The organism is Actinomadura fulvescens (assembly GCF_039533225.1).
Lineage (GTDB): Bacteria > Actinomycetota > Actinomycetes > Streptosporangiales > Streptosporangiaceae > Spirillospora > Spirillospora fulvescens.
In genome coordinates, this window is the sequence record NZ_BAAATD010000001.1 from 1,101,194 (window position 1) to 1,126,305 (window position 25,112).

Here is a 25,112-nt window from a genome sequence, read left to right on the forward strand (position 1 = left end):
GGTCAACTGCGTAGATAAGGTTTGCCCATGACTCTCGAACTCCTTCCCGCGGTCGACGTCGCCGACGGCCGGGCCGTCCGCCTGGTGCAGGGCGAGGCCGGCACCGAGACCTCCTACGGGGCGCCGCTCGACGCCGCGCTGGCCTGGCAGAACGCGGGAGCGGAGTGGATTCATCTGGTCGACCTGGACGCCGCGTTCGGGCGCGGCTCCAACCGCGAGCTGCTCGCCGAGGTCACCGGACGGCTGGACGTCAAGGTGGAGCTGTCGGGCGGCATCCGCGACGACGCCTCACTGGAGGCGGCGCTGGCGACCGGCTGCACCCGGGTCAACATCGGCACCGCCGCGCTGGAGAACCCGGAGTGGTGCCGCAAGATCATCTCCGAGTTCGGCGACAAGATCGCGGTCGGGCTGGACGTGCGCGGCACGACGCTGGCCGCCCGCGGCTGGACGCGCGAGGGCGGCGACCTCTGGGAGGTGCTCGCCCGGCTGGAGGAGGACGGCTGCCCGCGCTACGTCGTCACCGACGTGACCAAGGACGGCACGCTGCGCGGCCCCAACACCGAGCTGCTCCGCGAGGTGTGCGGGCGCACCGACAAGCCGGTCATCGCCTCCGGCGGCGTCTCCTCGCTCGACGACCTGCGCGAGCTCGCGACGCTGGTGCCGGCCGGGGTGGAGGGCGCCATCGTCGGCAAGGCCCTCTACGCCCAGGCCTTCACCCTCGAAGAGGCCCTAGAGGCCGTCAAATGACGTGTTCATTGCCGCGCTGGCGCGCGGCGGGTCACGGGGCTTTGTTCTCCTGGCCTTCCCTCGTCACTGCGGTCGCTGCGCTCCCTGCGTTCCTCAGTCCAGGCCAGGAGGCCCCATGACGTGTTCATTGCCGCGCTGGCGCGCGGCGGGTCATGGGGCTTTGTTCTCCTGGCCTTCCCTCGTCACTCCGGTCGCTGCGCTCCCTGCGTTCCTCAGTCCAGGCCAGGAGGCCCCATGACCGTCGCCGTACGCGTGATCCCGTGCCTGGACGTGGACGCCGGGCGGGTCGTCAAGGGCGTCAACTTCCAGAACCTGCGCGACGCCGGCGACCCGGTGGAGCTGGCGCGCCGCTATGACGCCGAGGGCGCCGACGAGCTCACGTTCCTCGACATCACCGCCTCCAGCGGCGACCGCGAGACCACCTACGACGTGGTGCGCCGCACCGCCGAGCAGGTGTTCATCCCGCTCACGGTCGGCGGCGGCATCCGCGCCGTGGACGACGTCGACAGGCTGCTGCGCGCCGGGGCCGACAAGGTGTCGGTCAACACGGCCGCGATCGCGCGCCCGGAGTTCCTGCGGGAGGCCGCGCACCGCTTCGGCTCCCAGTGCATCGTGCTGTCGGTCGACGCCCGCCGCGTGACCGAGGGCATCCATACCGAGTCGGGCTACGAGGTGACGACGCACGGCGGCCGCAAGGGCACCGGCATCGACGCCATCGAATGGGCCCGCCGCGGCCAGGAGCTCGGCGTCGGGGAGATCCTCCTCAACTCGATGGACGCCGACGGCACCAAGAACGGGTTCGACCTGGAGATGCTGCGCCGGGTCCGGGCGGCCGTCTCCGTGCCCGTGATCGCCAGCGGCGGCGCGGGCGCGCTGGAGCACTTCGCCCCCGCCGTCGACGCCGGCGCGGACGCGGTGCTGGCCGCGAGCGTCTTCCATTTCGGCGACCTGAAGATCTCCGAGGTCAAGGACACGCTGCGCGCGTCCGGACACCCCGTACGCTGAACGACTCCTTCTCTCCCCCCGAGGTCTCACCGCATGACTCCGTCCCCCAGGGTCGCCCTCGCGACCTTCTCCGGCATGCCCGGCGGCAACGACGACGACCAGGAGCTGTCAGCGGCGCTCACCGCCGAGGGCCTCGGTGCCGAGGCGGTGAGCTGGGACGACCCGGACGCCGACTGGGACTCCTACGCTCTCGTCGTCGTCCGCTCGACCTGGGACTACACCGTCCGCCTTGACGAGTTCCTGACCTGGGCCGCCCGCGTCCCGCGCCTGGCCAATCCCGCCGAGGTGCTGCGCTGGAACACCGACAAGCGCTATCTCCGGGATCTCGACGAGGCCGGCGTCCCGGTCGTGCCCACGCGCTGGGACTCCGGCGACGTCCCCGCCGACTGGCCCGAGTACGTCATCAAGCCGGCCGTGTCGGCGGGATCGCGCGACACCGCCCGCTGGCGCGCGGGCGAGGAGGGCAAGGCGCGGGCCCATCTGCGGACCCTGCGCGAGGCCGGCCGCACCGTCATGATCCAGCCCTACCTGTCGGCGATCGACACCGAGGGCGAGACCGCGCTGCTGTTCTGCGAGCGCGAGTTCAGCCATGCCGCCCGCAAGGCGCCGATCCTCAAGGCCGGCGCCGGGCTGCTGGACGCCCCGCACGGCGGCGAGATCGGCGCCGCCGAGGCGACGCCCGAGCAGCTCGCCGTCGCCGCCCGGGCGCTCGCCGCCGTTCCCGGTGACCTGCTCTACGCCCGCGTGGACCTCGTTCCCGGCGCGGACGGCACGCCGGTCGTCCTGGAGCTGGAACTGACCGAGCCCGCGCTCTTCCTCGGGCAGGCGCCCGGCTCGGCCGCCCGGTTCGCCCGCGCGATCGCGCGGCGGGTCAGCCGACCGTCCGCCTGAGCATGCCCTCGGTGCCGGGTTCGACGCCCCACGAGAACACCGTGCGCGGATGGATGCGGATGACCTCGCCGCCGGCGTAGGCGTTCGGCGGCGTGATGCCGCTGAGCGCCTCGGCCCGGCCGCGGATCTCGATGCCCCGCACGGTCCAGGGATCGGTCGAGACCAGGTCGTCCACGACCAGCGCGACCTGGTCGTTGCCCTGGACGTTGCGGAACTTGCGGCTCTTTCCCAGGTTGTAGCCGTAGATGTCGATGGTCCCCGTCTCGGCGTTGTAGCTGACACCGACGGGGTTGTTCTGCGGGTCGCCCTTGGGGCCCACGGTCGCGAGGCGTGCCAGCGGCTGGCTCTTCAGGTAGGCGCGTTCGTTCTCTGTCAGGCTCATGCGCCTCATCGTGTTTCCTCAACCGCGATCGAGGTCAAGCGCGGGGGCGGTCGACGCGAGGTTCGTGCCAGCTGGGCTCGGCGGACTCGTGCACCCGGCCGTCCCCGCGGAAGACCAGGTAGCGGTCGAAGTCGGCGGCGAACCAGCGGTCGTGCGTCACGGCCAGGACGGTCCCGGCGAAGCCGTTCAGGCCCTCCTGGAGCGCCTCGGCGCTGGCCAGGTCGAGGTTGTCGGTCGGCTCGTCCAGGAGCAGCAGCGTGCAGCCCGACAGCTCCAGCAGCAGGATCTGCAGCCGCGCCTGCTGGCCGCCGGAGAGGCTCTCGAACGGCTGGCGGCGGGTGGGGGCGAGCTCGTAGCGCGCGAGGGCGCGCATGGCCTCGTTGAGGGTCAGCGCGTTCTCGGTCATGATGATCTCGTCGGGCGTACGGCCGTGCAGGTCCGGACGGGTGTGCGTCTGGACGAAGTGGCCGGCGACGACCCGGGCGCCGAGCCGGGCGACGCCGGTGTGCGCGACGGCCTGCCCGGCGAGGAGCTTGAGGAACTGCGACTTGCCCGAGCCGTTGGAGCCCAGCACCGCGACGCGCTCGCCGTACCAGACCTCCAGGTCGAACGGCCGCATCAGCCCGGTCAGCTCCAGCCGCTCGCAGATCACGGCGCGCTTGCCGGTGCGGCCTCCGCGCAACCGCATCCGGATGTTCTGCTCCCTGGGCGGTGACTCCGGCGGCCCGGCCTCCTCGAAGCGCTTCAGCCGGGTCACCGCGGCGTTGTAGGCGGACGCGAGCGCGTCGTTGGTGCTCGCCTTCTGCCGCAGCGAGCTCACGAGCCGTTTGAGCTTCGCGTGCTCCTCGTCCCACCGGCGCCGCAGCTCGTCGAGGCGGTCGGCGCGGTCCTGCCTGGCCTGCGCGTAAGTGGCGAAGCCGCCGCCGTGCACCCAGACCGTGCGATCCTCCACCGTGATGATGCGGTCGGCGGCGTTGGCGAGCAGCCAGCGGTCGTGCGAGACGAGCAGGACGGTCTTGGACGTGGCCCTGAGCTGCTCTTCCAGCCACTCCTTGCCCGGCACGTCCAGGTAGTTGTCCGGTTCGTCCAGGAGGAGCACCTGGTCGGGCCCGCGCAGCAGCGCCTCCAGCATCAGCCGCTTCTGCTCGCCGCCCGACAGGGTGCCCGCCTTGCGGTCGCGTACGGAGTCGTACGGAAGGCCAAGCGCCGAGGTGGCGCACGCGTCCCAGACGACTTCGAGCTCGTAGCCGCCCGCGTCGGTGAAGTCGGTGATGGCCTGCGCGTACGCGAGCTGGCTCGCCTCGTCCTCGCCCAGCGCGCTCTCCGCCCGGTCCAGTGCCTCGGCGGCCGTCCGGACCCGTTCGGGCGCGACGGCGAGGAGCAGTTCCCGGATCGTCCGGTCGCCCGCGACGAACTGCCGCAGCACGCCCAGCCCGCCCGACGAGGCGACGCCGCCCCCGGCCGGCGCGAGCTCTCCGGAGATCAGGCGGAGCAGCGTGGTCTTGCCCGCGCCGTTCGGGCCGACCAGCGCCGCCTTGACGCCCTCGCCGACCCGGAACGACACCTCGTTGAGCAGCAGCCGTCCGTCCGGCAGGACGAACGTCACTCCGCTGACGTCGATGTGTGCCATGGCCTCCCCCGAGGCCGATCGTAGGCGGACGCCCTCCGGCGGGCATCTCGATTTCCGGCGCTAGGGATCAAGGAAGTCGGTGATCGCGCCGGCCAGCCCGGGGAGGCTCACATGATCACCGGGGATCATGGCCAGGCGGCCCCGCGGCAGCGCCTCCGCCAGCGCCCGGGCGTCGGTCTGCGTGTCGTCCTCGCCGATCAGCACGAGGGCCGGGACCTCGATGCGCCCGAGCGCCTCGCGCGGGGTGTCGACCAGCGTGCCGAGCACGTTGAGCAGCGCCACCCGGTCACCGCCGGCCTGGTCGAGGAACGCGTCCAGCAGCCCGTGCGGGGAGCCCGGCTCGAACGGGCCGCGGCCGGCCAGGACCGGACGGGCGATGTCGTCGATCGCGGCGCGGCGCAGGGCGAGGTCCAGGCCGATCCCGGCGACGACGGCCCGGTCCGGAGCGGCGCCGCGCACGAGCGTCCGGACGACTATGCGGCCTCCGATCGAGTAGCCGCCGAGATCGTAGCCGGTGAGCCCGAGCGTCTCGATGAGCGCGAAGCAGTCGTCGGCGAGCACGTCGGGCGGGTAGGCGGCGGGGTCGTGCGGCTTGGCGCTGTCGCCGTGGGCGCGGTGGTCGGGCATGATGACGCGGTGGCCGCGTGCCGCGATCTTGGCGGCGTGGCCCGCGCTCACCCAGTTGCCGACGGCGCTGGAGCAGAAGCCGTGCAGCAGCACCAGCGGCTTGCCCCGGCCGATCTCCCGGTAGGCGAGCCGCACGCCGTCATGGCCCTCGAACCGGCGAACCGGGAGGTCGTCCACGGGCGTCTCAGACCTCCTCGGCGGCGGGGTCGGGGATCGCGGCCTCCGCCGACCGTTCGACGACGGGCAGCAGGATCGCCGACGGACGGTCGGGATCGTGGAACACCTCCTGGTCGGCGGGCAGGAACGCGCCGATCCCGTTCAGCGGGCCGCCGGTGCCGGGATTGGCGGCCACCTTGGGGTAGGCGCCGCTGGTCACGTGCACGCGGACGCGGTGGCCGCGCCGGAACCGGTGCCCGGTCGGCCACAGGTCGACCGCGATCCGCCGCACCCCCTCGGTGCCGACCGGTTTGTCGGCCACCGGCCGGGCCGGGTCGAGCCGGATGCCGCCCTCGCACACGTTCAGCGACACGCCGTCGGGCGCGACGTCGCACAGCCGCACGACGAAGTCGGTGTGCTCGCGGCTCGACCGGACGAACAGGTCGGCGGAGACCGGGCCGATCACGTCCAGGTTCTCGGTCAGCACGGGCGAGGTGAAGACGAGGACGTCCGAACGCTTCTCCAGCGGCCGGTTGTCGATCGGCTTGGAGCTGCCCAGCAGGGTGGGGCCGCCGAGCGCGGGGGTCGGCCGCGCCGGGTCGAAACGATAGGCACTGCCCGGCCGTTCCTGCGGGCCGTCCTCACCCAGCCCGCCGCCCGAGTGCAGGTGCCAGCGCTGCTGCGCCGTGCCGGGCGGCGGCCAGTCGCGATAGTCGCGCCACTCGCGCGCCCCCGTGACGTACACGCGAACAGGATTGGCGCGCAAGCGGGAGAAGTCGCCGCGCAGGTGCGCGCGGAACCAGGCCAGCGCCTCGCGGAACGCGACGAGCCCGTGCCGCGCGTCGGTGTGCCACCAGGGGCCGATGGTGAGGTACGGCTGCTGCCCGGCCGCCCGGAGCGCCAGGTAGTCCTTGACCTCCCACGGCAGGAAGATGTCGTACCACCCGCCCATCAGCGAGACCGGCGCGGTGACCTCGCCGACCGTGCCGCTGAGGTCGCGCTTGCGCCAGAAGTCCGATCCCGGCTCGTGGCCGTGGCCCTCCAGCAGGTCGCGGTAGAAGCGCAGCGGCGAGCCGCCCGTCAGCAGGTCCAGCTCCACCGGCGCCCGGCCGCTGCGGGCCGCCCTCAGCACGCGGCGGCGCGCGGTCAGCGGCGCGGTGAGCATGCCGAGCGGCGTCTGCTGCCGCGCGGTCAGGTCGCTCCAGGTGAGCGCCGACTCCAGCGCGAACGAGCCGCCGACGTACGCCGCGTCCAGGATCGAGGAGGTCGTGATCTGCAGCGCCATCGCCTTCAGCTCGGGTCCCGCCCCGGCGGCCGACGCCCAGGCGGTGTACCCGAGATAGCTCGGCCCGTAGGTGCCGAACGAGCCGTTGAACCAGTCCTGTTCCTTCAGCCATCGCACCGTGGCGAGGCCGTCCTCCTGTTCATGGGTGAGCGGGTCGAACTCGCCCTCGGACCCGAACGTGCCGCGCACGCTCTGCACGACCAGCTGGAAGCCGAACGGCACGAGCGGGAGGCCGTTGATGACCGAGGCCGGGCCGCGCCGCCCGTACGGCGTGCGGACCAGGATCGTGGGCGGTGGCCGCCGCACGCCGGCCGGCACGAAGCGGTCGGCGAGCAGGGTCGCGCCGTCGGGCATCACGACGGGCAGGTCGCGGTGGACGGTGAAGCGGGGAAGGCGGCGCGGGCGGGGAAATCTGATCGGCGAGGCGGGCAGGCGGTCCCTCAGGGCCATGCTGTCTCCAGAGCGCCGTACGAGCCCGGCGGGGTGGAAGAACGGGTCTCCTCGGCCAGGTCGGGTGCTACTACTCGGTAACGGTAGCCGTTCCTTCCGTTGACGGCATCCCTGGGGATTGGCGAAGAATGTTCCGAATCGCAGGCGAACCTTTGGCGCCGACGTTCGTCTCTTGCCCGTGACCGAAACACCGGCGGCCGAGACCGTCGCCGCACCGCCCCCGGGCGGCGACGAAGCGTATGCGGCCTTGTTCCATGGGCATTTCTGGGGGCTGGTACGGCTGGCCCATCTCCTGGGCGCCGACGACCCCGAGGACGTGGTGCAGAACGCGTTCGTCCGCCTGCACGGCAAGCGCGGCACGCTGCGTGACCAGAACGCCGCCCTGGCGTACCTGCGTTCCACGGTGTGCAACGCCAGCCGCAGCAGGCTCCGGCATCTGCGCATGGCCAGGCGCCGGCACGCCCAGCTGGCGGTGCTCGGCGACGCCGCCTCGGCCGAGCACCAGGCCGTCCACCGCGAGGACATCCGCGCCCTGCTCGACGTCGTCGAGCAGCTCCCGAGGCGGCAGCGCGAGGTGCTCGTCCTGCGCTACTGGCTCGACCTGAGCGAACGGGAGACGGCGGACGCGCTCGGCATCGCCGTGGGCACCGTCAAGGGCCACTGCGGGCGGGCCATCGCGGCCATCAGGGACCGACTGAAGGAGGGGACATGAGAGACGACGTCGTCGAGGAACGTCTGCGAGCCGCGTTCGGCGAGGTGGCCGAGGAGCAGGTGCGGCCCCATCCCGGCGCGTACGCCGAGAACCGGCGGAGGCTGCGCCGTGCCCGTACGCGGCGGCGCGCCGCCGTTCCGATCATGGCCGCGGCGGCCGCGGCGGCGGTCGCGGTCCCGTTCCTGGTGGCGGACGCCACGCGGGACGCGGAGGACCGGGACACGGCCTCCCCTCTGGCACCGCGCGTGCTCGACGACCCGGCGAAGCTGGTGGACCCGGCGAGCCTGGTGCGCATCTCGGGTGTGCCGGGCTTCCGCGTCGACGCGCTGGGCTCGGACGGCAGCGTGCTCGGCCGTACCCCTGACGCGAAGGTGTGGCGGGCGGGGCCCACGACGAGGACCCCGGTGGCGACCGGCGTCCGCGCCCAGGGCGGCCTGTCGACCGGCTCGGGCGCGTTCACCTGGATCAAGCCGGGCGGGTTCGACCTGGAGTGCCGCGACGCGACCGGGAAGACCCGGGTCGTCAGCCCGCAGAGCGCGGAGGCCAAGCGGCCCGTCTGGGCGGACGGCGGATTCCTGGCCTGGAGCGACATCATGCGCCAGCCGTTCACAGCGGAGGGCTGCCGCCGCCCGGGGAAGGCCGTGCCCAACCACGGCAAGGCGGTGCTCGGCGACGCGGTGGCCTTCTCCGCGCCCGACCTGTGGGTCGTGGAACCCTCGAACGACAAGGTCCTGCGGCAGGTGGACGTGCGCACCGGGCGCATCGTGAAGGAGACCCCGCTGCCGGCCGGCGTGCGCGGGCAGACCATGGCCGACACGGACCAGACCTGGTACGCGGCGGCCAACAAGCACGTCTTCGCGTGGGTCGCGGGCGGCACGCTGCGCACGGCCGACCGGAGTGGCCGCGCGCAGGACGCCGTTCCGCTTCCCCGGTGGCTGCACCCCGGCGCGAAGGGCGCCCAGGCGACCATGACGGCGGGGAACAGGCACGTCGCGTACTCGGTGACGGGCGCGGACGGGCACCGGCAGGCCGTCCTGTTCGATCCGCTGGCCGACCGCGCGGTGTCGTGGCGCGGCGTGATCCACGTGGCGGGCGACTGGCTGCTGTGGAGCGACGGCCGGGACTACAGGATGGGCCGCGTGCTCCCGACCCGGCCCGTCGGCGTCACGACCCCGTGACCAGCGACCACGGGCCGGTGTCCAGCTCGCCGAGGACACCGGCCCAGTGGTGTTCGTCGCCGTACTCCTCCCGCCACGACCACAGGCGCAGCGTGGCGCGGCGCAACTCGTGCTCCTCGGTGACCCCGATCGCGCCGTGGATCTGGTGGGCGATCGCCGCGACCGTGCCCGCCGCGCGGGAGGCGTTCGCCTTGGCGGCGGCGACCGCCACCGGGTCGTCCGGGGTGCCGACCGCCGCCCGTACCGCGACGTCGGCGACGGCGACCTCCCCGGCGAGCTCCGCGAGCTGCTGCTGGACGGCCTGGAAGCGGCCGATCGGGCGCCCGAACTGCTCGCGTTCGCCCGCGTACCGCACCGTCAGGTCGAGTGCGCGGCGGGCCGCGCCGGTCAGCTGGACGGCCCGCGCCAGGGCGCCGCGCAGCCGCACGTCGGCCGCGGTGAGCGAGGTGGGCGCGGTGGCCTCGGGCCGGACGGAGGCGAGCGAGACGTCGTCACGGGGTTCGCCCGCGAGGTTCGCCCCGGGTGTGATCCCGGCCCGGGCCAGGTCGAACACCGACACCCGCCCGGCGTCGAGCACGACGAGGCGGCGGGCCGAACGGGCGTACGGGACGCGGCGCGGCTCGCCTACCACAGCGGTGAGGGGACCGGCGGGCAGCGGCAGGCCCGCGGACGCCAGCAGAGGCCCGGCCAGCCAGGCGGTCTCGGCCAGCGGCACCGGCGCGGCATGGTACGCGGCGATCCGCAGGACGGCGGCGGCCTCGGCCAGGGTGCCGCCACTGCCGCCGGCGTCCTCGGGGACGCCGATGCCGGTGAGCCCGGCCTCCTCCAGGGCCGGCCACGGACCGCCGGTGGCGAGGACGGCGTGCGCGGTCTCTTCGAGGAGTCCCATCACCGCACCCCCAGGCCGCGGGCGACGATCCCGCGCAGGATCTCGTTCGTGCCTCCGCGCAGCGTGAAGCCGGGAGCCTGGACGACGGCCTCGGCCAGTGCCCGGACGAGAGGATCGGCAGCGCCCGGATCGGGCTCCAGCTGGACGTGTTCGCGGACCACGTCGATCACCTCGCGTTCGAACCGGGTACCGAGGTCCTTCACCAGGGCGGCTTCGATCGACGGGGGCGGGGGGCCGGTGTCGGAGGGTGCGCGGACGCCGGCGGTCTCGCTCGCGGCCAGCGCGCCGGCGACGGCGAGGGAGGCCTGGCGCAGCGCCCACAGGCGGGCGGTGAGCGCGCCCACCGCGCGGCGGGCCGCCGGGCCGGAGGCGCGTTCGTGCAGGAGCCGGACGAGCAGGAACGTGCTGAGCAGGCGTTCCGGGCCGCTGCGCTCGTAGGCGAGCTCGGCGGTCACCTGCCGCCAGCCGTCACCGGGCGTGCCGAGGAGCAGATCACCCGGCACGAAGACCTCGTCGAAGACGACCTCGTTGAAATGGTGGTCGCCGGACAGCCCCCGGATCGGACGGATCGTCACGCCCTCCGCCGGGAGCGGCACGATGAACTGGCTGAGGCCCGCGTGCCGGTCGGTGCCGGACGGTTCGGAACGGGCCAGCACGAGGATCGCGTGCGCGAGATGGGCGCCGCTGGTCCAGACCTTGGTGCCGCGCAGCAGCCAGCCGCCGTCCACCCGTTCCGCCCGGGTACGGACGGAGGCGAGGTCCGAACCGGAGTCGGGCTCGCTCATGCCGATGGCGAAGAAGCACTCCCCGCGCGCGATCGCCGGGAGGAACCGCCGTTTCTGCTCCTCCGAGCCGTTCGCGAGGATGCTCGGGCCCGTCTGCCGGTCGGCGATCCAGTGCGCCGCCACCGGCGCCCCGGCGGCCAGCAGCTCCTCGATCACGACGAAGCGTTCCAGCGGCGAGCGGCCGTGGCCGCCGTACCGTTCGGGCAGCGTCATGCCCAGCCAGCCGCGTTCGCCGAGGGCACGGCTGAACGCCGGGTCGGCGCCGGTCAGCCAGCTGTCGCAGCGCGGAGTGAACGACCGCGCCGCGAGGAACGCGCGGACCTCGGCGCGCAGCCGCGGCGCCTCCGGCGGGAGGGTGCCCGGTTCGAGCGTGGCCACCTCGCCTCCTCTCTGTGCGGAGCCCGGCTCCGTCGGAGCCCGACGTTACCGAGGTGGTGGCGCACGGCTGTCAGTGGCCCCTTACCGGCGGTGCCGAACCTGGTGAGGCGTCGTATGGCGGGCGGCCGGTTTCTTTGACATCGTGGCGGCCAGAACGCCTGAAAGCGGGGGAGAACGACCATGTGGGCCGGACCGAACGCGCCGATGCTGCCGCCGCAGGGGCGGGCCTGGACGCCCGCCGCGCCCGTCCGGCCGCACGCCGCCTGGTACCTGCTGCCCGTCGTGCTGATCCTGGTCTCGGTGGTGGGCTTCACCGCCCTGCTCATCGGCCAGTGGGAGGAGACGCAGATCGCCTCCGGTCCCAAGGCGGCCGGCGATCCGGTGAACGGCCTGGTCGTCGAGCTCCACCAGGGCCATCCCTACTTCGTCTACGTACGCGGCGCCGCCGCCGGTCCGTCGGCCTGCTCGGTCGCGCCCGCCGACGGCGGCTCCCCGGGTCCGGTCGCGCTCACGAAGAAGAACTCCTGGAGCGCGACGGAGTACCCCTCCTACCGGTACGTGGCGACCTTCGACGCCCCGCTGACCGGCAGGGCGCGGCTGACGTGCCAGGGCGCCACCGGCCAGCTGCTGGTGACGCCCGACGACACCGTCGACGGCTACCTGGGGGTCGCCTTCCTCGGCGGGCTGTTCCTGGGCGGCATCGGGATCATCGCCGCGATCGTGATCCCGCTGCGGCGCCGCAACTCCAAGCGGCGCGCGTGGGCACAGCGTCCGCCCACAGGGGGACCGGCAGGACCGGTCGGCGGAGGCTATCCGCAGATGCCCCCGCCCGGCCCCTACGGCGGCTGACCGCCCCGGCCGCCCGGCGCGGGATCACGTCGCGGCGTCCTTGGCGAGGTGGCGGCCGATGACCATGCGCTGGATCTGGTTGGTGCCCTCGAAGATCTGCATCACCTTGGCCTCGCGCATGTAACGCTCGACCGGGAAGTCGCGGGTGTAGCCGTAGCCGCCGAGAACCTGGACCGCGTCGATCGTCACCTTCATCGCGGCGTCCGTGGCGACCAGCTTGGCGATGGACGCCTGGCGGCCGAACGGGAGCCCGCGGTCCTTGCGCCGGGCGGCGTCGAGATAGGTGGCGCGGGCGGACTCGACGGCGGCCGCCATGTCGGCCAGCAGGAACGCCAGCCCCTGGTTGGCGATGATCGGGCGGCCGAACTGCTCGCGCTGGGCGGCGTAGGAGACCGCGTGGTCGAGCGCGCCCTGCGCGAGCCCGACCGCGCACGCGGCGATGCCGAGCCGGCCCGAGTCGAGCGCGGCCAGCGCGATCGGGAACCCCTGGCCCTCGTCGCCGAGCCGCCACTCGGCCGGCACGCGCACGTTGTCGAAGTGCAGCTGCGCCGTCGTCGAGCCGGTGAGCCCCATCTTCCGCTCGGGCGGCCCGAACGTCAGCCCCGGCATCCGTCCCTCGGTGAGGAAGCAGCTGATGCCGCGGCCGCCCTCGTCGGACGTACGGGCGAACAGCACGTAGAAGTCGGCCTCGCCGCCGTGCGTGATCCAGGTCTTGGTGCCGCTGACCAGGTAGTGGTCGTCGACGGCGAGCGCCCGGGTGCTGAGTGCCCCGGCGTCGGAGCCCGCGTGCGCCTCCGACAGCGCGTACCCGCCGAGCAGTTCGCCGCCGAGCAGCTCGGGCAGCTGCTTGCGCTGCTCGTCGCCGCCGTAGTTGGCCAGCGGGAAGCAGGACAGGGTGTGCACGCTCACACCGACCGCGACCGAGGCCCAGACCGAGGCGATCTCCTCCAGCACCTGCAGGTAGACCTCGAACGGCTGCCCGCCGCCGCCTTGCTCCTCGGGGTAGGGCAGGCCGAGCAGGCCGCTGCGGCCGAGCAGCCGGAAGACGTCGCGGGGGAAGGTGCCGGTCTCCTCGGCCGGGGCGGCGCGCGGCGCCAGTTCCTTGCGGCAGAGCTCGCGGGTCAGCGCGATGAGGTCCTCGGCTTCGGGGGTGGGAAGCATACGTTCAGCGGGCATGCCTCATATCTTCCCGGATCAGGCGACCGGAGCGAAGCGAGGATCGTCCTGAGGCCGGTTTGCGGGGGTCTGGGGGTCGCCCCCCAGGGAAACAGAGCTCAGGCTGTGAGTTCGCGCTCCAAGGGGGTGCGGAAACGAGGCGTCGCGCGGACATCTCCGTACCAGCCGGGCAGCCGGGCCGCCTCGGCCTCGATCGCTGCCGTCGCGTCGGCGCCCACGTCCTCCAGCAGGCGCGTCACGATCTCGCCGTCCTTGCGCTGGGCCCAGCCGCCGACGATGCGGCCATCCCACCAGATGGACGGGCCGATGTTGCCGCTGCGGTCGAACAGCGCGGGCGCATGGTCGCCGAGGTACCACGCGCGGGCCTGCCAGCCCATCGGTGTCGGATCGAGCGCGGGCAGGAGGGACGCCCACGGATCGGGCGCGGCCACGGGTTCGAGGTCGTCGGCGAGCAGCAGCCCGGTCGTTCCGCCGAGGTCGACCTCGGTCACGTCGAGGAGGGTGAGGGCCTTCCTGACCTCGCCCAGCGTCCAGCCCGTCCACCACTTCAGGTCGGACACCGGCGCCGGGCCGAACGACCAGAGCCAGTCGCGCAGCAGCATGGCCCGCGCCTCGTCGGCGGGCAGCTCGGGCACGCCGCCCGGCAGCCACGCCTCGATGGGGGACCACTTGTACTGGCTGCTGATCCAGGAGCCGTTGGGGCGGCCCCGGACGATACGGCCCTCGACGCCGAGGGTGACGAGCACCCAGGTGGTGATGCTGGTCGGCCTGGAGTAGGCCTTGCCGGGCGAGGTGTCGACCTGGGTGCGCAGCCGGGGCTCGTCGGCGCTGAGCTGCGCCCCGGTCGCCTCGCCGCGGGCCAGCAGCGCCTCGTGGGTGGCGTTCTCGACGTCGCGCCACCACCCGTCGACGTCGCCGTCGACGACCCCGGCCTGCTCCAGGTACCGGGAGTACGTCCGGCGCTGCTTGACCGCCAGCGCGTTGGCACAGGACGCCTGCAGGACGGGGACGAGCTCGACCGGGACGACGAACATGGTCCGCCGCATCGCGAGCATCCGCAGCAGGGTCCGGTCGTCGTAGAGGGCCTTCTCGACGGCGTCCGGGGTCGCGGCCCGGCTGCGCGCCGCCACCGAGAGGAAGACCGTGGCCGGGTCGGTGGCGTGCAACGCCACGAGCGACCGGGCGATCTCGACGACGTCGTCGGTCCGGGCCTCCGGTGCCAGCCGGTGCCTGATCGCGAGCCGGGCCCGCCGTTCCGCCTCAGTGATCGAACGCATGGACGAATCCTAGGCCCGCGGATCAGCCGCTGTTGGAGATCTTGACGACCACGTTGTCCTTCGTCACCGACTGCACCTGGACGTCGAACCCCTCGGACTGCTCGGCCTCGCCCACCGGCACGGTGATCTGCTGGCCGCCGACCTTGAGGGTGACATTGTTGCCCTTGACGTCGACCAGCTCGGCCTTGATGCCCAGGATCGACGCGCTGGCGTCCACGCCGCGGTCGAACGTGATCGTGCAGGCGTTCAGGTTGCAGTCGGTCTTGGTGTTCTCCCCGCCGCAGGCCGCCACCGTCGCGAACGGCAGCAGGACGAGGGGGAGCACGGCGAGTTTGCGTTTCACTGGGGAGAGCATGCCTGTGAGTCTATGAGGCGGGTGCCCGGCGGCACGCCCTTCCCCGGGAGGAACCGGACGGAACGGAAGTAGTACCCGGCGGTGACACGGCGTCCGATCAGCGGGGGAGCGGCTCGGTGAGGTAGCGCTGGATGGTCGGCGCGAGGCTCGCGACCAGGGTGTCCACGTCGAACGCGACGACCGGGGGCAGGCGCAGGATGTAACGGCAGAGGGCGACGCCCAGCACCTGGGTGGCGACCAGCCCGGCCCGCGCGGGCACCTCGGCGGCGTCGGCCACGACCGCGGCGACGGCCCCGGCCACCTGGGCGCCGAAGACCGACCGCAGCCGTTCGGCGGCGGTCTCGTTGGTGATGGCCGACCGGAACAGCAGGATGAGGATCTCGTCCTCCAGCCGGCCCTCCCAGCGCTCGACGAAGTGGCGGGCGAGGGTCGCGCCCAGCTCCGCGTGCGGCACGGCGGCCAGGTCGGGCAGCCTCAGGTCGAGGTCGGTGGCCGCCGCGAACAGCTTCTCCTTGCTGCCGTAGTACCGCATCACCATCGACGGATCGATGCCCGCGTCCGCCGCGATGGCGCGGATCGTGGCCCGCTCGAAGCCGTCGGCGGCGAAACGGCGGCGTGCGGCCTCCAGGATCGCGGTCCTGGTCTGTTCGGAGCGCTCGGTGAAAACCATGCCCACAAATGTAGGCCAACAGTCGTTGGCAGAACCAGCGGGGAGGTGGTCAGCCGTGGTGGCGGCCGTTGACGATGTCGCCGCCGATCTGCCGGCGCAGGGTCTCCAGAGTGGGCACGGTGCTGACGATGACCCAGCGCTTGCCGACGAGGTAGGAGCCGCCCCAGGGCTTGGCCTCCTCAAGCCAGCTCTTCTGGCCCTGATCGGTGGTGAAGCCGACCACGGTGTAGCGCCCGGTGCCGGTCTGGCACGCGCCCTGCCGCAGTTCCTCGGCGTTCCGGCGCCCCGAGAGCGTGCAGCCGGTCTCCGAGGCGATCTGATCGATGGTGGCGGCCTTGGCCTCCGGCGCGTCGTGGCCGGCGTGCGCGCCGCCGTTCAGCTTTCCGGAGCAGCCCGCCAGCAACGCCACTGCGGGCCCGGCCACCAGCGCGGCCTTGAGAAGGTGCGGCAAACCCATGGTGCGTCCTCCCGGGGAGATGCGATTCCGGGGAGTGGTACGCGCCGTGGGGGAAGAGGGTTCAGCCGGTGGGGCGAGGGTTCGCGGGATTCACATGAGCCGGGTGGCGGCGGCGGCTCGGACCTCGGGCTCCTCGGCGGGGTCGTGGTGCAGCCGCTGGAGGCGGACCCGGGTGTCGTGCGTGAGCGGGGCGGAGTGGGCGGCGACCTCGCGGACGCCCTCTTCGCAGTCCCAGAGGCCTTCGACGGTGTAGGCCTCGGCGGTATGCGGCGCGGTGCGGGTCAGGGCGGTCAGGACGCGTGGTCTCAGGAAGGCGTAGGCGGACTCGGTCCAGGCGGTCTTCAACAAGGGCACGGCCTCGCCGGCGCGGAGCCTGCCGAGGCCTTCGATGGGGTCGGCGGCGTCGCTCCAGTCGCGCCTGTAGAGCGCGTCGCGTAGCTCGCTCATCAGCAGGGGAATGTCTTGGCGGGTGCCATGCCGGGCGAGGATGCGCAGCGCCATGTCCTCGCAGCCGTTGTGGGCGGCGGCCCACGCGCGAGCCCTGGGAAGGACCTCAGGCCCGTACTCACGCAGCGCTCTGCACACCGCGCCGCCCCATCTGCTGGGCCGTTGCGGCAGGATCTCCTCGGCCAGGTCGAGCAGCGCGGGGGCACGCCTGCGCCCGAGCTCGAAAATGGCCGCGACAGCGCCGTCGTCGCGCCGCCGGGCCAGGTCGAGGAGTTCGGATTCGGAACGTTCGGAGCGGCCGCTCCCCAGGCCGCCGCCCGGGCCGCCGGGGCGGCGGACGGCCGGGGCCGTCTCCCGGTGCGCGGTGAGCACGGCCGCGATCCGCGGCTCCCGGGCCGCCCAGTTCTCGATCACCGGATTCGGCGGCCCGGCGACCAGGTCGGCCAGCGTGCCGTCGTCGCAGCGCGCGGCCACGAGCGTGGCCAGTCCCGTCGTCAGCGCCGGGTCGCGCAGCTCGATCAGCTCGTCGAGGGCGTCGAACCAGTGCGTGCCCTCCTCGGCGTACTCGCGCAGCAGGACCGCGGCCTCGCGGCGGCTCAGCCGGACGAGGTCGCCCAGGACGCGCAGCGCCAGGACCACCCGCTGCTCGTCCTCGTCCGACTGGTCGGACGGATCGAACAGATGGTCGGCGATCGGCCCGACCGGGAGTTCGAGATCGATCAGGAGGCGGGCGTAATAGAGGCTCCTGGTCTCGCACTGGTAGTCCCAGCGTGGATCGCGCCGTATGCAGTCGAGGACGTACTCGCCCGCGCCCGGCGTGTCGGCCGCCCTGCGCGCGGCCCGGCCCAGACCCCGCTGCAGTTGCCCGTGCAGCGTGTCCGCTGATTCCAAGACGACCTCGTTGTTCACCCCGCCAGAATGCGCACCAGAGTCGATATCGGGCAAGTGTTTTACTCCGAACGGGCTGGTCAGATCCAAGATCGTCAGCTCTTGTCGGCTCTTGTCAGCTCTCCTCAGATCCGCCGCTGGGCGATCCAGCTGCCGTGCAGATCGGCGTAGACCCCGGGCACGGACACCAGCTCGGCGTGCGGGCCGCGCTGCACGATGCGGCCGGAGTCGAAGACGATGACCTCGTCGGCGGCCTCGGCCGTGGACAGCCGGTGCGCGATGGAGATCGCCGTCCGGCCCCTGGTGACACCGTCGAGGGCACGCTGGATCCGTACCTCGGTGGCCGGGTCGACCGCCGACGTGGCCTCGTCCAGGACGAGCAGGTCGGGATCGGCGATGTAGGCGCGGGCCAGGGCGACGAGCTGGCGCTCACCGGCCGACAGCGACTCGCCGCGCTGGCCGACCGGCGTCGCGAGCCCGCGCGGCAGGCCGTCCAGCCAGTCGGCCAGGCCTAGCTCGGTCAGCGCCAGGAGCAGGTCCGTGTCGGTCGCGTCCGGCCTGCCGTAACGGATGTTGTCGGCGAGCGAGGCGTCGAAGAGGAACCCGTCCTGCGGCACCATCACGATCCGCTCCCGCAGCGAGGAGAACCGCACCTCGCCCAGGGGCACGCCGTCCACCCGCACCTGGCCGGACGTCGGGTCCATGAGGCGGGTGAGCAGCTTGGCGAACGTCGTCTTGCCCGACCCGGTCTCGCCCACGATCGCGACCCGGCTGCGCGGCTGGATGGCGACGTTCACCTCGTGCAGGACGGGCGGGCCGTCCGGATAGGCGAAGCCGACGTCGTCGAACGTCACCCGGATGGGGCCGCGCGGCAGGACCGTGCCCTTCTCGCCGGGATCGGCGACGTCCGGCACCGTGTCGAGGACCCCGAGCACCCGCCGCCATCCGGCGATCGCGTTCTGCGCCTCGTTCAGGAGCTCGGTGGCGGTCTGCATCGGGCTGACGAACAGCGTCACGAGGAAGAGGAACGCGACGAGCTTGCCCGCGGTCAGGTTGCCGTCGACCCCGAGCAGCACCCCGGCGACGACGACCGCGGCCGTCGCGACCGCGGCGGTGAGCTCACTGGTGGGGAACGTGAGGGCGACCAGGCCCTGCGCGCGGGTCTGGGCGGTGCGGGTGGCGTCGACGGTCTCGTCGACCCGCCGGGCGGTGCGCTCCTCCGAGCCGTACGCGCGGATCACCGACGCGCCGACCACCGACTCGCTGACCGCCGCCAGCAGGTCGCCGGTGCGCTCGCGCACCCGCGTGTAAGCGCCGGAGATCAGCCGCTGGAACCGGCGCAGCGCGAACGTCAGCGGCACGAACGCGAGCCACACCATGAGGGCCAGCGGCCAGGAGTAGACGGCCATCAGCACGCTGGCGACCAGCAGCTGGCCCAGCGAAACGATGATCATCAGCCCGCCGAACTGCATGAACTGGCTGATCTGGTCCACGTCGCCGGTCACCCGCGACACCAGCGCGCCGCGCCGCTCCCCGCTCTGGGTGAGCATCGACAGGTCGTGCACGTGGCGGAACGCCTTGACCCGCAGGGCGGCCAGGCCGGTCTCGGAGGACTTGTAGAGGCGCAGGTTCATCGCGTACGCGCTGACCGCCGTGATCAGTACCGCGACGGCGCACAGCAGCACGGCCGTACGGATGTAGCCGACGTCCGGGCCGCCCGAGGCGCCCAGCCCCTTGTCGATCGTCTGCTGCACCGCGATCGGCACCACGATCCGTCCGGCGGTCGCGACGAGCGCGAGCAGCAGGGTCCCGGCCAGCCCTGCCCGGAATTCCGGGCTCAGCCGCAGGCCGCGCCGCAGGGTGCTGACCGCGCCTTCCCGGACCGAGACGTCACTGAGCGCGGTCACCTGAGGGCCTCCTCGCTGCCTTCGATGTCACTGCGTTTGGTGTCACCGTGTCTCACGTCGTCGCTTCCGCCCCCGCCGTCGTCGAGGGCCTCCTGCTCCTCCTCGGCACGCTCGTAGGCGTTGACGAGGTTGCGGTAGCCCTCGGACCGTTCCAGCAGTTCCGCGTGGGGCCCGCGGTCCAGGACGCGGCCGTGCTCGATGTAGACGACTTCGTCGGCCAGCGAGATCGTGGCCTTGCGGTACGCCACCACGACGACGGTCGCGCCCGGCCCGTCCTCCGCCTCCTGGGCCTCTCGCAGCCCTTGCAGGATGCGTGACTCGACCTGGGCGTCGACGCTCGACGTGGCGTCGTCGAGGACGAGCAGGCGGGGCCGCCGCACGAGCGCTCTGGCCAGGGCCAGGCGTTGCCGTTGCCCGCCCGACAGGGTCGCTCCGCGTTCCCCGACCTTGGTGTCGAGCCCGTTGCCGAGGGCCGCCACGAACCCGTCCGCCTGGGCCAGCCGCAGGGCCTCCCAGACGCGTTCGTCCGGCACGTCCAAGCCGAGCACGACGTTGCCGCGCACGGTGTCGTCGAAGAGGAACGTCTGCTGGGGAACGAGCGCGGCCGTCTCGGCCACCCCTCCCTGGCGGATGTCCCGCACGTCCATCCCGTCCAGCAGGACCGATCCGTCGCCGGGGTCGACGAGGCGGACGAGGAGGGAGGCGAGTGTCGACTTGCCGGAGCCGGTGGGCCCGACCACCGCGATCGTCCGGCCCGGCTGGGCGGCGAAGGAGACGTCATGCAGGACGTGCCGTCCGTCGCCCGCGCCGTCGCCGTCGCCCTCCTCCACCTCGGACGACTCGTAGGCGAAGCGCACCTCGCGGACCTCCAGTTCGGCCGCAGCCCCCTTGCCGTTCAGCGAGTGCGGCCCGTACGGGAGTTCGCCGGTGGCGTCGAGCACCGACCGGACCCGCGTCCAGCCGACGACGCTGCGCGGCACCTCGGCCAGCACCCAGCCGAGCGCCCGGATCGGCCATGCCAGCAGGGTGAACAGGTACGCCACGTTCACCAGGTCGCCCGCCGTCATGGCACCGGCCTCCAGCCGGGCCGAACCGATCAGCAGGACGGCGAGCACGCCCAGGTTGGGCAGCGCCTCCAGGATCGGGTCGAAGAGCCCGCGGACCCGGCCGACCGCCACGTTGGCGTCGCGCAGGGCCTCGGCGCGCTCGGCGAAGCGATCGGCCTCGGCCTGCTCCCGGCCGAGGGTCTTGACCACCAGGCCGCCCTCGAAGCTCTCGTGCGCGACCTCGCTGACCTCGGCCCGCAGCTGCTGGGCGCGGGTGGCCACCGGCGCCAGCCGCCGCTGGTAGACCACGTTCAGCAGCGCGATCGCCGGGAAGACCAGGAAGCCGACGATCGCCACCGTCGGGTCGGTCAGGACGATCGACACGGCGGCGATCACGAGCATGAAGACCACGCCGACGGCCATCGGCAGCGGCGCGAGCGGCGCCCAGGCGGCCTCCACGTCGGCGTTGGCGTTGGACAGCAGCTGCCCGGTCGGGTGGCGGTGGTGCCAGGCGAGCGGCAGCCGCAGGTACTGGCGGGTGACGGCCCGGCGGTAGCGCGCCTGCATGCGGTACTGCATCAGCCCGGCGTAGAACCGGCGCGCCGCGACCCCGAGCGCCTTGAACACGGCCACGCCCACGATCGCGGCGGAGGCGCCCGCCAGCGCGCCGACGGTGGTGTCGCCGGTCTTGAAGGCCGGCAGCACGACGTCCTCCGTCACCCGGCCGAGGACGGTGGCGGTGGCCACGGTCATCGCGGCGTACAGGGCGCTGCCGAGGACCGAGATGGCGAAGACCCTCGGCTCCGCCCGGATCGCGACCCCGAGCACCCGCATGCCGTCACGCAGTATGTGGGGGTTGACGCGCATCGAGGCATCTGGCACGGCTTATCTCCGGATCGTGGGGGTTCGGGCCTGCACATCCCTACCATCCGCATCGCCCACTTATTCCCGCGAGGGGAGGCGAGGCTTACCGTCCGTGGCCATGAGAGGCGTTCCGGGAATCGTGCGCCGAGTGCCAAAGATTGGCTGTTTTGTCCTAAAGAATTTGTTCATACAAGCGCCTATCGGCGAGTCGCCGCATGCGCGCATCGCGCGCCACCCGAGGGCCCCGCACGCCGTGCGGGGCGCGTCTCGTAGGCCCCGCGGCGCCGCCGCTGCGGGAGGCTGTCAAGACCCTGGACGAAGCAAGTTGCAGCCTTTAACGGGGCGGTAACGCGGTCGTTCGCCGTCAGGGGAATCGCGGGGCTTGCGGCTCCTCCGCTTTACGTGGAACCGGTGATACGGTGGGGCTCGTCGGTTGCAGTCGTGGTTCTCGATCGTTTGTATGGACGCCCGCGGACTGATGGCAGCGGGCGTTTTGGCTTTTCCGGGACGAGCCGGGGGCGAGAGCGTTCCGCAGCGACCGCGCTGGGCCCGCGAGGTGTGGGCCCATGTTTTGCCGCAAGGAGAAAGACATGCCCCAGCAGGGCACCGTGAAGTGGTTCAACGCCGAAAAGGGCTTCGGCTTCATCGCCGTCGACGGCGGTGGGCCGGACGTTTTCGTGCACTACTCGGCGATCCAGTCCTCCGGGTACCGCACCCTCGATGAGAACCAGCGCGTCCAGTTCGAGGTGACGCAGGGTAACCGGGGTCCGCAGGCCGACCAGGTCGTCCCCCTGTAACACCCGATAGCCGTACGGCCGGGCCCGCATCCCCTCGGGATGCGGGCCTTGTTGTGTGCCGGGTCGTGTCCCTGGTCGTGTGCCGGTGCGACCCGCGCCCGCGGACCCGGCACAATGGAGCCCATGTCGGCTCGCCCGTCCAATCTGGACCCCAAGATCGCAGACCGCCTCAAGCGCACCGAGGATGGCCTGGTGCCCGCCATCGCCCAGCAGTACGACACCGGGGAGGTGCTCATGCTGGCCTGGATGGACGACGAGGCCCTGCACCGCACCCTCACCACGGGCCGTGCCACCTACTGGTCCCGCAGCCGGGGCGAGTACTGGGTGAAGGGCGAGAGCTCCGGCCACCAGCAGTGGGTGAAGTCCGTCGCCCTGGACTGCGACAAGGACGTCATCCTCGTGAAGGTCGACCAGCTCGGCGCCGCCTGCCACACCGGCGACCGCACCTGCTTCGACAGCGACGTGCTCGACGCGGTGGTGGTGGAGCGGGGGTGACCGCGGGCCGTGAGCGCGGGCTGGCCGCGCTGCTGTGCGCGGCCGGCGCCGGGCTCGTGCTGCTCGCCGCCGGACGGTCCTGGGCGACCGTCCGCGTCAGTGACTCGATCACGCCGTTCGTCCAGGAGCTGACCGGCCGCGACCTCGGCGGCGCCGCGAGCGCCCTCGGCTGGGCCGGGCTCGCCGCGCTGGCGGCCCTCTTCGCGACCCGCGGCCGGGTGCGCGCCGGGGTCGGCGCGCTTCTGGTGATCTTCGGCGCCGGGATCGGCTACGCCTCCGTCGCGGCCGTCCGGCGCTCCCACGTCCTCACCGCCGCGGGGGACGAGCGCGCCCTGTTGCAGGGCCTGTCCGCGCATCCCGCGGTCGAGGTCGGCCCGTGGTGGATGGTCTCCGTGGCCGGGGCGGCGCTGCTCGCCGCCGCCGGTCTGCTCACGGTCGTGCGCGGCGCGCGCTGGCCGGGGATGTCGGCGCGCTACGAACGGCAGGGAGCCGCCGGCGGGGCCTCGGGCGCCGCCGGCAGGGCCGCCGGCGACCGGACGTCCACCGCCGGCGACACCTCGCCCGTCGATCAGCACGACCTCTGGAAGTCGCTGGACCGGGGCGAGGACCCCACGGCGGCTGAGGGCCCCACGGCCGCCGAGGAACGCCGGCCGTGACCGCCGAGAGCGGCGGCCGGGTGCTCGTGATCGAGCACGAGCCCGCCGTCGCCGAGCTCGAACGCCGTTACCTGGTCCGCGAGGGCTTCGACGTCGACGTGGAGACCGATCCGGCGCGCGCGGCCGCCACCGCCGCGCTGACGCGGCCGGATGTGGTCGTGCTCGATCTGTCCACCGTGAGCCGGCCCGCCGAGCTGTACCGGCGGGTCGCCGAGGCCGCCCGGCCGGCCCCGGTGATCGCGGTGACGGGCCCGCTCGACCAGGTCACCGCGCCGGGACTCGGTGACCACCGGGTGACCCGGCCGTTCGGCCCGCGGCTGCTGGTCGGCGCGGTCGCCGAGGCGCTGCGCCGGAGCGCGCCGCCCGAGGCGCCTGACGTCCTGCGCGCCGGACCGGTCATGCTGGACCCGCGCGGGCGAGCGGTGACGGTCGGCGACCGCGGCGTCGCACTCACCGTGACCGAGTTCGACCTGCTGGAGTTCCTGATGGGCAACCCCGGCCGCGTCTTCACCCGGGAACAGCTGCTCGACGCGGCGTGGGGTCCGGGTGCGGGCGCGGGCAGCCGCACGGTGGACGTCCACATCGCCCAGCTGCGTGCCAAGCTCGGCGAGGAGAGCCCCATCCGGACGGTACGGGGCGTCGGTTACGTCCTGGACGCCTGAGCGCGCCTACCCTGGGGATCGTGACCCGCGTTCCCGCTCAGCCCGTCCAGCCCGGCCCATCCGGCCCGGACGGACCCGGACCCGGGGCTGGACGCGGGCCTGGACGCGGACCCGCGCGCGGACGCCGGGCCGCGCTGGCCGCTCCGCTCGGCACCCTCGCGGCGGTCGCGGCGGGCGTGACACTGGTGTCACTCCGCGACCCGCACGAGCCCGGGCACTACCCCACCTGCCCCTTCCTGGCGCTGACCGGCTGGTACTGCCCCGGCTGCGGAGCGATGCGCATGGTCCATTCGCTCGCGCACGGGGACGTCGGCGCCGCGTTCGGCCTGAATCCGCTGCTGTTCCTGCTCTTGCCGGTGCTGGGCTACCTGTGGGTCGCCTGGACGGTGCGCACGGTCAGGGGCGAGCCGATGGACTCCGTCCTGTTCCGGCCATGGGCGGTCGGGGCGTTCCTGGTGGTGATGACGGCGTACTGGCTTGTCCGCAATCTTCCCTTTGCTCACGCTTTGGCTCCTTGAGGGGTCTTCGGTAGGGCCTGAGACCGGGGCCGGGTTCGAAGGCCGCGGCCGCCTCCGGCTACGATCGGTGCACGGATCGACCGGAAAATAGGGGGCCCAGCGCGTGAGCGTTCTCGACGAGATCATCGATGGCGTCCGGGCCGATCTCGCCGAAAGGCAGCGAGCGGTCTCGCTCGACGACCTCAAGGCGAAGGCCGAGCGGGCACCCGCCCCGCGCGACGCGCTGGCCGCGCTCCGCGGTCCCGGTGTCGGGGTGATCGCCGAGGTCAAGCGCAGCAGCCCGTCCAAGGGCGCGCTGGCCGCGATCGCCGACCCGGCGGCGCTGGCCACCGACTACGAGGCCGGCGGCGCCAAGGTGATCAGCGTGCTGACCGAGCGGCGGCGGTTCGGCGGCAGTCTGGACGACCTGGCGGCGGTCCGCGCCAACGTCGACATCGCGGTCCTGCGCAAGGACTTCATCGTCACCTCCTACCAGCTGTGGGAGGCGCGCGCGTACGGCGCGGACGTCGCCCTGCTGATCGTCGCCGGGCTGGAGCAGGACGCACTGGTGTCGCTGGTCGAGCGGGCCGAGTCGATCGGGCTCCTCCCGCTGGTCGAGGTGCACACCGAGGACGAGGTCACCCGCGCGCTCGACGCCGGGGCCAAGGTCATCGGGGTCAACGCCCGCGACCTCAAGACCCTCCGGGTGGACCGGGACGTGTTCGCGCGGCTCGCGCCGCTGATCCCCAAGGACGTCGTCAAGATCGCCGAGTCCGGGGTGCGGGGCCCACACGACCTGCTGGCCTACGCCTCCTCCGGCGCCGACGCCGTGCTGGTCGGGGAGAGCCTGGTGACCGGCAAGGACCCGCGCTCCGCGGTGGCCGACCTGGTGGCCGCGGGAGCGCACCCCGCCCTGCGCCAGGGCGGCTGAGCCGGACGGCGCCCGCCGGGGAC

26 protein-coding genes are annotated in these 25,112 nt (G+C 73.0%); 12 read left to right on the forward strand and 14 right to left on the reverse strand.

Annotated features, from left to right (window positions below; genetic code table 11):
* The first annotated feature begins 21 nt into the window (after window positions 1–21).
* The 3 genes from priA (at window position 22) to ABD333_RS05210 (ending at window position 2,643) form a co-directional block, all read left to right on the forward strand.
* Entirely contained in the window at window positions 22–747 is a 726-nt protein-coding gene (gene priA, locus ABD333_RS05200) for a bifunctional 1-(5-phosphoribosyl)-5-((5-phosphoribosylamino)methylideneamino)imidazole-4-carboxamide isomerase/phosphoribosylanthranilate isomerase PriA (RefSeq protein WP_344538132.1), read from the forward strand.
* A gap of 234 nt (window positions 748–981) precedes the next feature.
* Window positions 982–1,752 (forward strand): imidazole glycerol phosphate synthase subunit HisF, encoded by a 771-nt coding sequence (gene hisF, locus ABD333_RS05205; RefSeq protein ID WP_344538134.1) that lies wholly within the window; start codon window positions 982–984, stop codon window positions 1,750–1,752.
* A 33-nt stretch (window positions 1,753–1,785) separates the two neighbouring features.
* Complete coding sequence (locus tag ABD333_RS05210) at window positions 1,786–2,643, forward strand: ATP-grasp domain-containing protein (RefSeq protein ID WP_344538136.1); 858 nt, start codon at window positions 1,786–1,788, stop codon at window positions 2,641–2,643.
* Here the strand turns inward: ABD333_RS05210 and ABD333_RS05215 are convergent.
* The 4 genes from ABD333_RS05215 to ABD333_RS05230 are packed head-to-tail and all read right to left on the reverse strand — an operon-like array spanning window position 2,624 to window position 7,173.
* Window positions 2,624–3,025 carry a PPOX class F420-dependent oxidoreductase gene (locus ABD333_RS05215; RefSeq protein WP_344538138.1) on the reverse strand — a complete coding sequence of 134 codons (402 nt, stop codon included), beginning with the start codon at window positions 3,023–3,025 and terminating at the stop codon, window positions 2,624–2,626. The two genes, ABD333_RS05210 and ABD333_RS05215, sit on opposite strands and share 20 nt — an antisense overlap.
* A 34-nt stretch (window positions 3,026–3,059) precedes the next feature.
* Window positions 3,060–4,655 carry an ABC-F family ATP-binding cassette domain-containing protein gene (locus ABD333_RS05220; protein WP_344538140.1) on the reverse strand — a complete coding sequence of 532 codons (1,596 nt, stop codon included), beginning with the start codon at window positions 4,653–4,655 and terminating at the stop codon, window positions 3,060–3,062.
* Between the two features lie 60 nt (window positions 4,656–4,715).
* Window positions 4,716–5,459 carry an alpha/beta fold hydrolase gene (locus ABD333_RS05225; protein ID WP_344538142.1) on the reverse strand — a complete coding sequence of 248 codons (744 nt, stop codon included), beginning with the start codon at window positions 5,457–5,459 and terminating at the stop codon, window positions 4,716–4,718.
* Between the two features lie 7 nt (window positions 5,460–5,466).
* A complete protein-coding gene (locus ABD333_RS05230) occupies window positions 5,467–7,173 on the reverse strand; it encodes a CocE/NonD family hydrolase (protein WP_344538144.1) in 1,707 nt (568 codons plus the stop codon).
* 178 nt (window positions 7,174–7,351) lie between these two features.
* Between ABD333_RS05230 and ABD333_RS05235 the strand changes: the two genes are divergently transcribed.
* Together ABD333_RS05235 and ABD333_RS05240 are read left to right on the forward strand one after the other, a co-directional pair.
* Window positions 7,352–7,885: a SigE family RNA polymerase sigma factor gene (locus tag ABD333_RS05235; protein WP_344538146.1), complete on the forward strand. Its 534-nt coding sequence runs from the start codon at window positions 7,352–7,354 to the stop codon at window positions 7,883–7,885.
* Window positions 7,882–9,063, forward strand: a complete 1,182-nt coding sequence (locus tag ABD333_RS05240) for a hypothetical protein (protein ID WP_344538148.1) — start codon at window positions 7,882–7,884, stop codon at window positions 9,061–9,063. The genes ABD333_RS05235 and ABD333_RS05240 overlap by 4 nt, the downstream gene beginning before the upstream one ends.
* Here the strand turns inward: ABD333_RS05240 and ABD333_RS05245 are convergent.
* Together ABD333_RS05245 and ABD333_RS05250 are read right to left on the reverse strand one after the other, a co-directional pair.
* Window positions 9,050–9,952: an acyl-CoA dehydrogenase family protein gene (locus ABD333_RS05245; protein WP_344538150.1), complete on the reverse strand. Its 903-nt coding sequence runs from the start codon at window positions 9,950–9,952 to the stop codon at window positions 9,050–9,052. The two genes, ABD333_RS05240 and ABD333_RS05245, sit on opposite strands and share 14 nt — an antisense overlap.
* The gene (locus ABD333_RS05250; protein ID WP_344538152.1) at window positions 9,952–11,115 is read right to left on the reverse strand and encodes an acyl-CoA dehydrogenase family protein; all 1,164 of its coding nucleotides are present in this window, start codon (window positions 11,113–11,115) and stop codon (window positions 9,952–9,954) included. Before ABD333_RS05250 ends, ABD333_RS05245 begins: the two co-directional genes overlap by 1 nt.
* Window positions 11,116–11,295: 180 nt before the next feature.
* Between ABD333_RS05250 and ABD333_RS05255 the strand changes: the two genes are divergently transcribed.
* Window positions 11,296–11,964, forward strand: coding sequence for a hypothetical protein (locus ABD333_RS05255; protein ID WP_344538154.1), 669 nt, complete (start codon window positions 11,296–11,298; stop codon window positions 11,962–11,964).
* A gap of 24 nt (window positions 11,965–11,988) precedes the next feature.
* Here ABD333_RS05255 and ABD333_RS05260 read toward each other — a convergent pair whose 3' ends face one another.
* From ABD333_RS05260 to ABD333_RS05295, 8 genes are all read right to left on the reverse strand, one after another.
* Window positions 11,989–13,140, reverse strand: a complete 1,152-nt coding sequence (locus tag ABD333_RS05260; RefSeq protein ID WP_344538156.1) for an acyl-CoA dehydrogenase family protein — start codon at window positions 13,138–13,140, stop codon at window positions 11,989–11,991.
* 98 nt (window positions 13,141–13,238) lie between these two features.
* Entirely contained in the window at window positions 13,239–14,417 is a 1,179-nt protein-coding gene (locus tag ABD333_RS05265) for a winged helix DNA-binding domain-containing protein (protein WP_344538158.1), read from the reverse strand.
* Window positions 14,418–14,439: 22 nt separating this feature from the next.
* Complete coding sequence (locus tag ABD333_RS05270) at window positions 14,440–14,772, reverse strand: hypothetical protein (protein ID WP_344538160.1); 333 nt, start codon at window positions 14,770–14,772, stop codon at window positions 14,440–14,442.
* Between the two features lie 97 nt (window positions 14,773–14,869).
* Window positions 14,870–15,442 carry a TetR/AcrR family transcriptional regulator gene (locus ABD333_RS05275; protein WP_344538162.1) on the reverse strand — a complete coding sequence of 191 codons (573 nt, stop codon included), beginning with the start codon at window positions 15,440–15,442 and terminating at the stop codon, window positions 14,870–14,872.
* Between the two features lie 49 nt (window positions 15,443–15,491).
* Window positions 15,492–15,899, reverse strand: coding sequence for a hypothetical protein (locus tag ABD333_RS05280; RefSeq protein WP_344538164.1), 408 nt, complete (start codon window positions 15,897–15,899; stop codon window positions 15,492–15,494).
* Window positions 15,900–15,989: 90 nt separating this feature from the next.
* Window positions 15,990–17,255: a hypothetical protein gene (locus tag ABD333_RS05285; RefSeq protein ID WP_344538166.1), complete on the reverse strand. Its 1,266-nt coding sequence runs from the start codon at window positions 17,253–17,255 to the stop codon at window positions 15,990–15,992.
* A gap of 104 nt (window positions 17,256–17,359) precedes the next feature.
* Window positions 17,360–19,141, reverse strand: coding sequence for an ABC transporter ATP-binding protein (locus ABD333_RS05290; protein ID WP_344538168.1), 1,782 nt, complete (start codon window positions 19,139–19,141; stop codon window positions 17,360–17,362).
* Window positions 19,138–21,054, reverse strand: a complete 1,917-nt coding sequence (locus ABD333_RS05295; protein ID WP_344538169.1) for an ABC transporter ATP-binding protein — start codon at window positions 21,052–21,054, stop codon at window positions 19,138–19,140. Before ABD333_RS05295 ends, ABD333_RS05290 begins: the two co-directional genes overlap by 4 nt.
* A 587-nt stretch (window positions 21,055–21,641) precedes the next feature.
* On the opposite strand from ABD333_RS05295, the gene ABD333_RS05300 reads away from it, so the two are divergent.
* From ABD333_RS05300 to trpC, 6 genes are all read left to right on the forward strand, one after another.
* Entirely contained in the window at window positions 21,642–21,848 is a 207-nt protein-coding gene (locus tag ABD333_RS05300; protein ID WP_018657218.1) for a cold-shock protein, read from the forward strand.
* A gap of 123 nt (window positions 21,849–21,971) precedes the next feature.
* Window positions 21,972–22,343, forward strand: coding sequence for a phosphoribosyl-AMP cyclohydrolase (hisI, locus tag ABD333_RS05305; RefSeq protein ID WP_344538171.1), 372 nt, complete (start codon window positions 21,972–21,974; stop codon window positions 22,341–22,343).
* On the forward strand, window positions 22,340–22,999 hold the full coding sequence (locus ABD333_RS05310) for a TIGR02234 family membrane protein (protein ID WP_344538173.1): 660 nt from the start codon (window positions 22,340–22,342) through the stop codon (window positions 22,997–22,999). The genes hisI and ABD333_RS05310 overlap by 4 nt, the downstream gene beginning before the upstream one ends.
* On the forward strand, window positions 22,996–23,661 hold the full coding sequence (locus ABD333_RS05315; RefSeq protein WP_344538175.1) for a response regulator transcription factor: 666 nt from the start codon (window positions 22,996–22,998) through the stop codon (window positions 23,659–23,661). Before ABD333_RS05310 ends, ABD333_RS05315 begins: the two co-directional genes overlap by 4 nt.
* Before the next feature lie 20 nt (window positions 23,662–23,681).
* Window positions 23,682–24,179 carry a DUF2752 domain-containing protein gene (locus ABD333_RS05320; RefSeq protein ID WP_344538177.1) on the forward strand — a complete coding sequence of 166 codons (498 nt, stop codon included), beginning with the start codon at window positions 23,682–23,684 and terminating at the stop codon, window positions 24,177–24,179.
* A gap of 103 nt (window positions 24,180–24,282) precedes the next feature.
* Window positions 24,283–25,089, forward strand: coding sequence for an indole-3-glycerol phosphate synthase TrpC (gene trpC, locus ABD333_RS05325; RefSeq protein ID WP_344538179.1), 807 nt, complete (start codon window positions 24,283–24,285; stop codon window positions 25,087–25,089).
* The last annotated feature ends 23 nt before the right edge of the window (window positions 25,090–25,112 follow it).

What these genes read in the sequence shown, in the direction of transcription:
- hisF (WP_344538134.1), top strand. Translation starts at nt 982, where the DNA reads ATGACCGTCGCCGTACGCGTGATCCCGTGCCTGGACGTGGACGCCGGG.
- ABD333_RS05210 (WP_344538136.1), top strand. Translation starts at nt 1,786, where the DNA reads ATGACTCCGTCCCCCAGGGTCGCCCTCGCGACCTTCTCCGGCATGCCC.
- ABD333_RS05215 (WP_344538138.1), bottom strand. Translation starts at nt 3,025, where the DNA reads ATGAGCCTGACAGAGAACGAACGCGCCTACCTGAAGAGCCAGCCGCTG.
- ABD333_RS05220 (WP_344538140.1), bottom strand. Translation starts at nt 4,655, where the DNA reads ATGGCACACATCGACGTCAGCGGAGTGACGTTCGTCCTGCCGGACGGA.
- ABD333_RS05230 (WP_344538144.1), bottom strand. Translation starts at nt 7,173, where the DNA reads ATGGCCCTGAGGGACCGCCTGCCCGCCTCGCCGATCAGATTTCCCCGC.
- ABD333_RS05240 (WP_344538148.1), top strand. Translation starts at nt 7,882, where the DNA reads ATGAGAGACGACGTCGTCGAGGAACGTCTGCGAGCCGCGTTCGGCGAG.
- ABD333_RS05245 (WP_344538150.1), bottom strand. Translation starts at nt 9,952, where the DNA reads ATGGGACTCCTCGAAGAGACCGCGCACGCCGTCCTCGCCACCGGCGGT.
- ABD333_RS05255 (WP_344538154.1), top strand. Translation starts at nt 11,296, where the DNA reads ATGTGGGCCGGACCGAACGCGCCGATGCTGCCGCCGCAGGGGCGGGCC.
- ABD333_RS05260 (WP_344538156.1), bottom strand. Translation starts at nt 13,140, where the DNA reads ATGCCCGCTGAACGTATGCTTCCCACCCCCGAAGCCGAGGACCTCATC.
- ABD333_RS05265 (WP_344538158.1), bottom strand. Translation starts at nt 14,417, where the DNA reads ATGCGTTCGATCACTGAGGCGGAACGGCGGGCCCGGCTCGCGATCAGG.
- ABD333_RS05270 (WP_344538160.1), bottom strand. Translation starts at nt 14,772, where the DNA reads ATGCTCTCCCCAGTGAAACGCAAACTCGCCGTGCTCCCCCTCGTCCTG.
- ABD333_RS05275 (WP_344538162.1), bottom strand. Translation starts at nt 15,442, where the DNA reads ATGGTTTTCACCGAGCGCTCCGAACAGACCAGGACCGCGATCCTGGAG.
- ABD333_RS05280 (WP_344538164.1), bottom strand. Translation starts at nt 15,899, where the DNA reads ATGGGTTTGCCGCACCTTCTCAAGGCCGCGCTGGTGGCCGGGCCCGCA.
- ABD333_RS05295 (WP_344538169.1), bottom strand. Translation starts at nt 21,054, where the DNA reads ATGCGCGTCAACCCCCACATACTGCGTGACGGCATGCGGGTGCTCGGG.
- ABD333_RS05300 (WP_018657218.1), top strand. Translation starts at nt 21,642, where the DNA reads ATGCCCCAGCAGGGCACCGTGAAGTGGTTCAACGCCGAAAAGGGCTTC.
- hisI (WP_344538171.1), top strand. Translation starts at nt 21,972, where the DNA reads ATGTCGGCTCGCCCGTCCAATCTGGACCCCAAGATCGCAGACCGCCTC.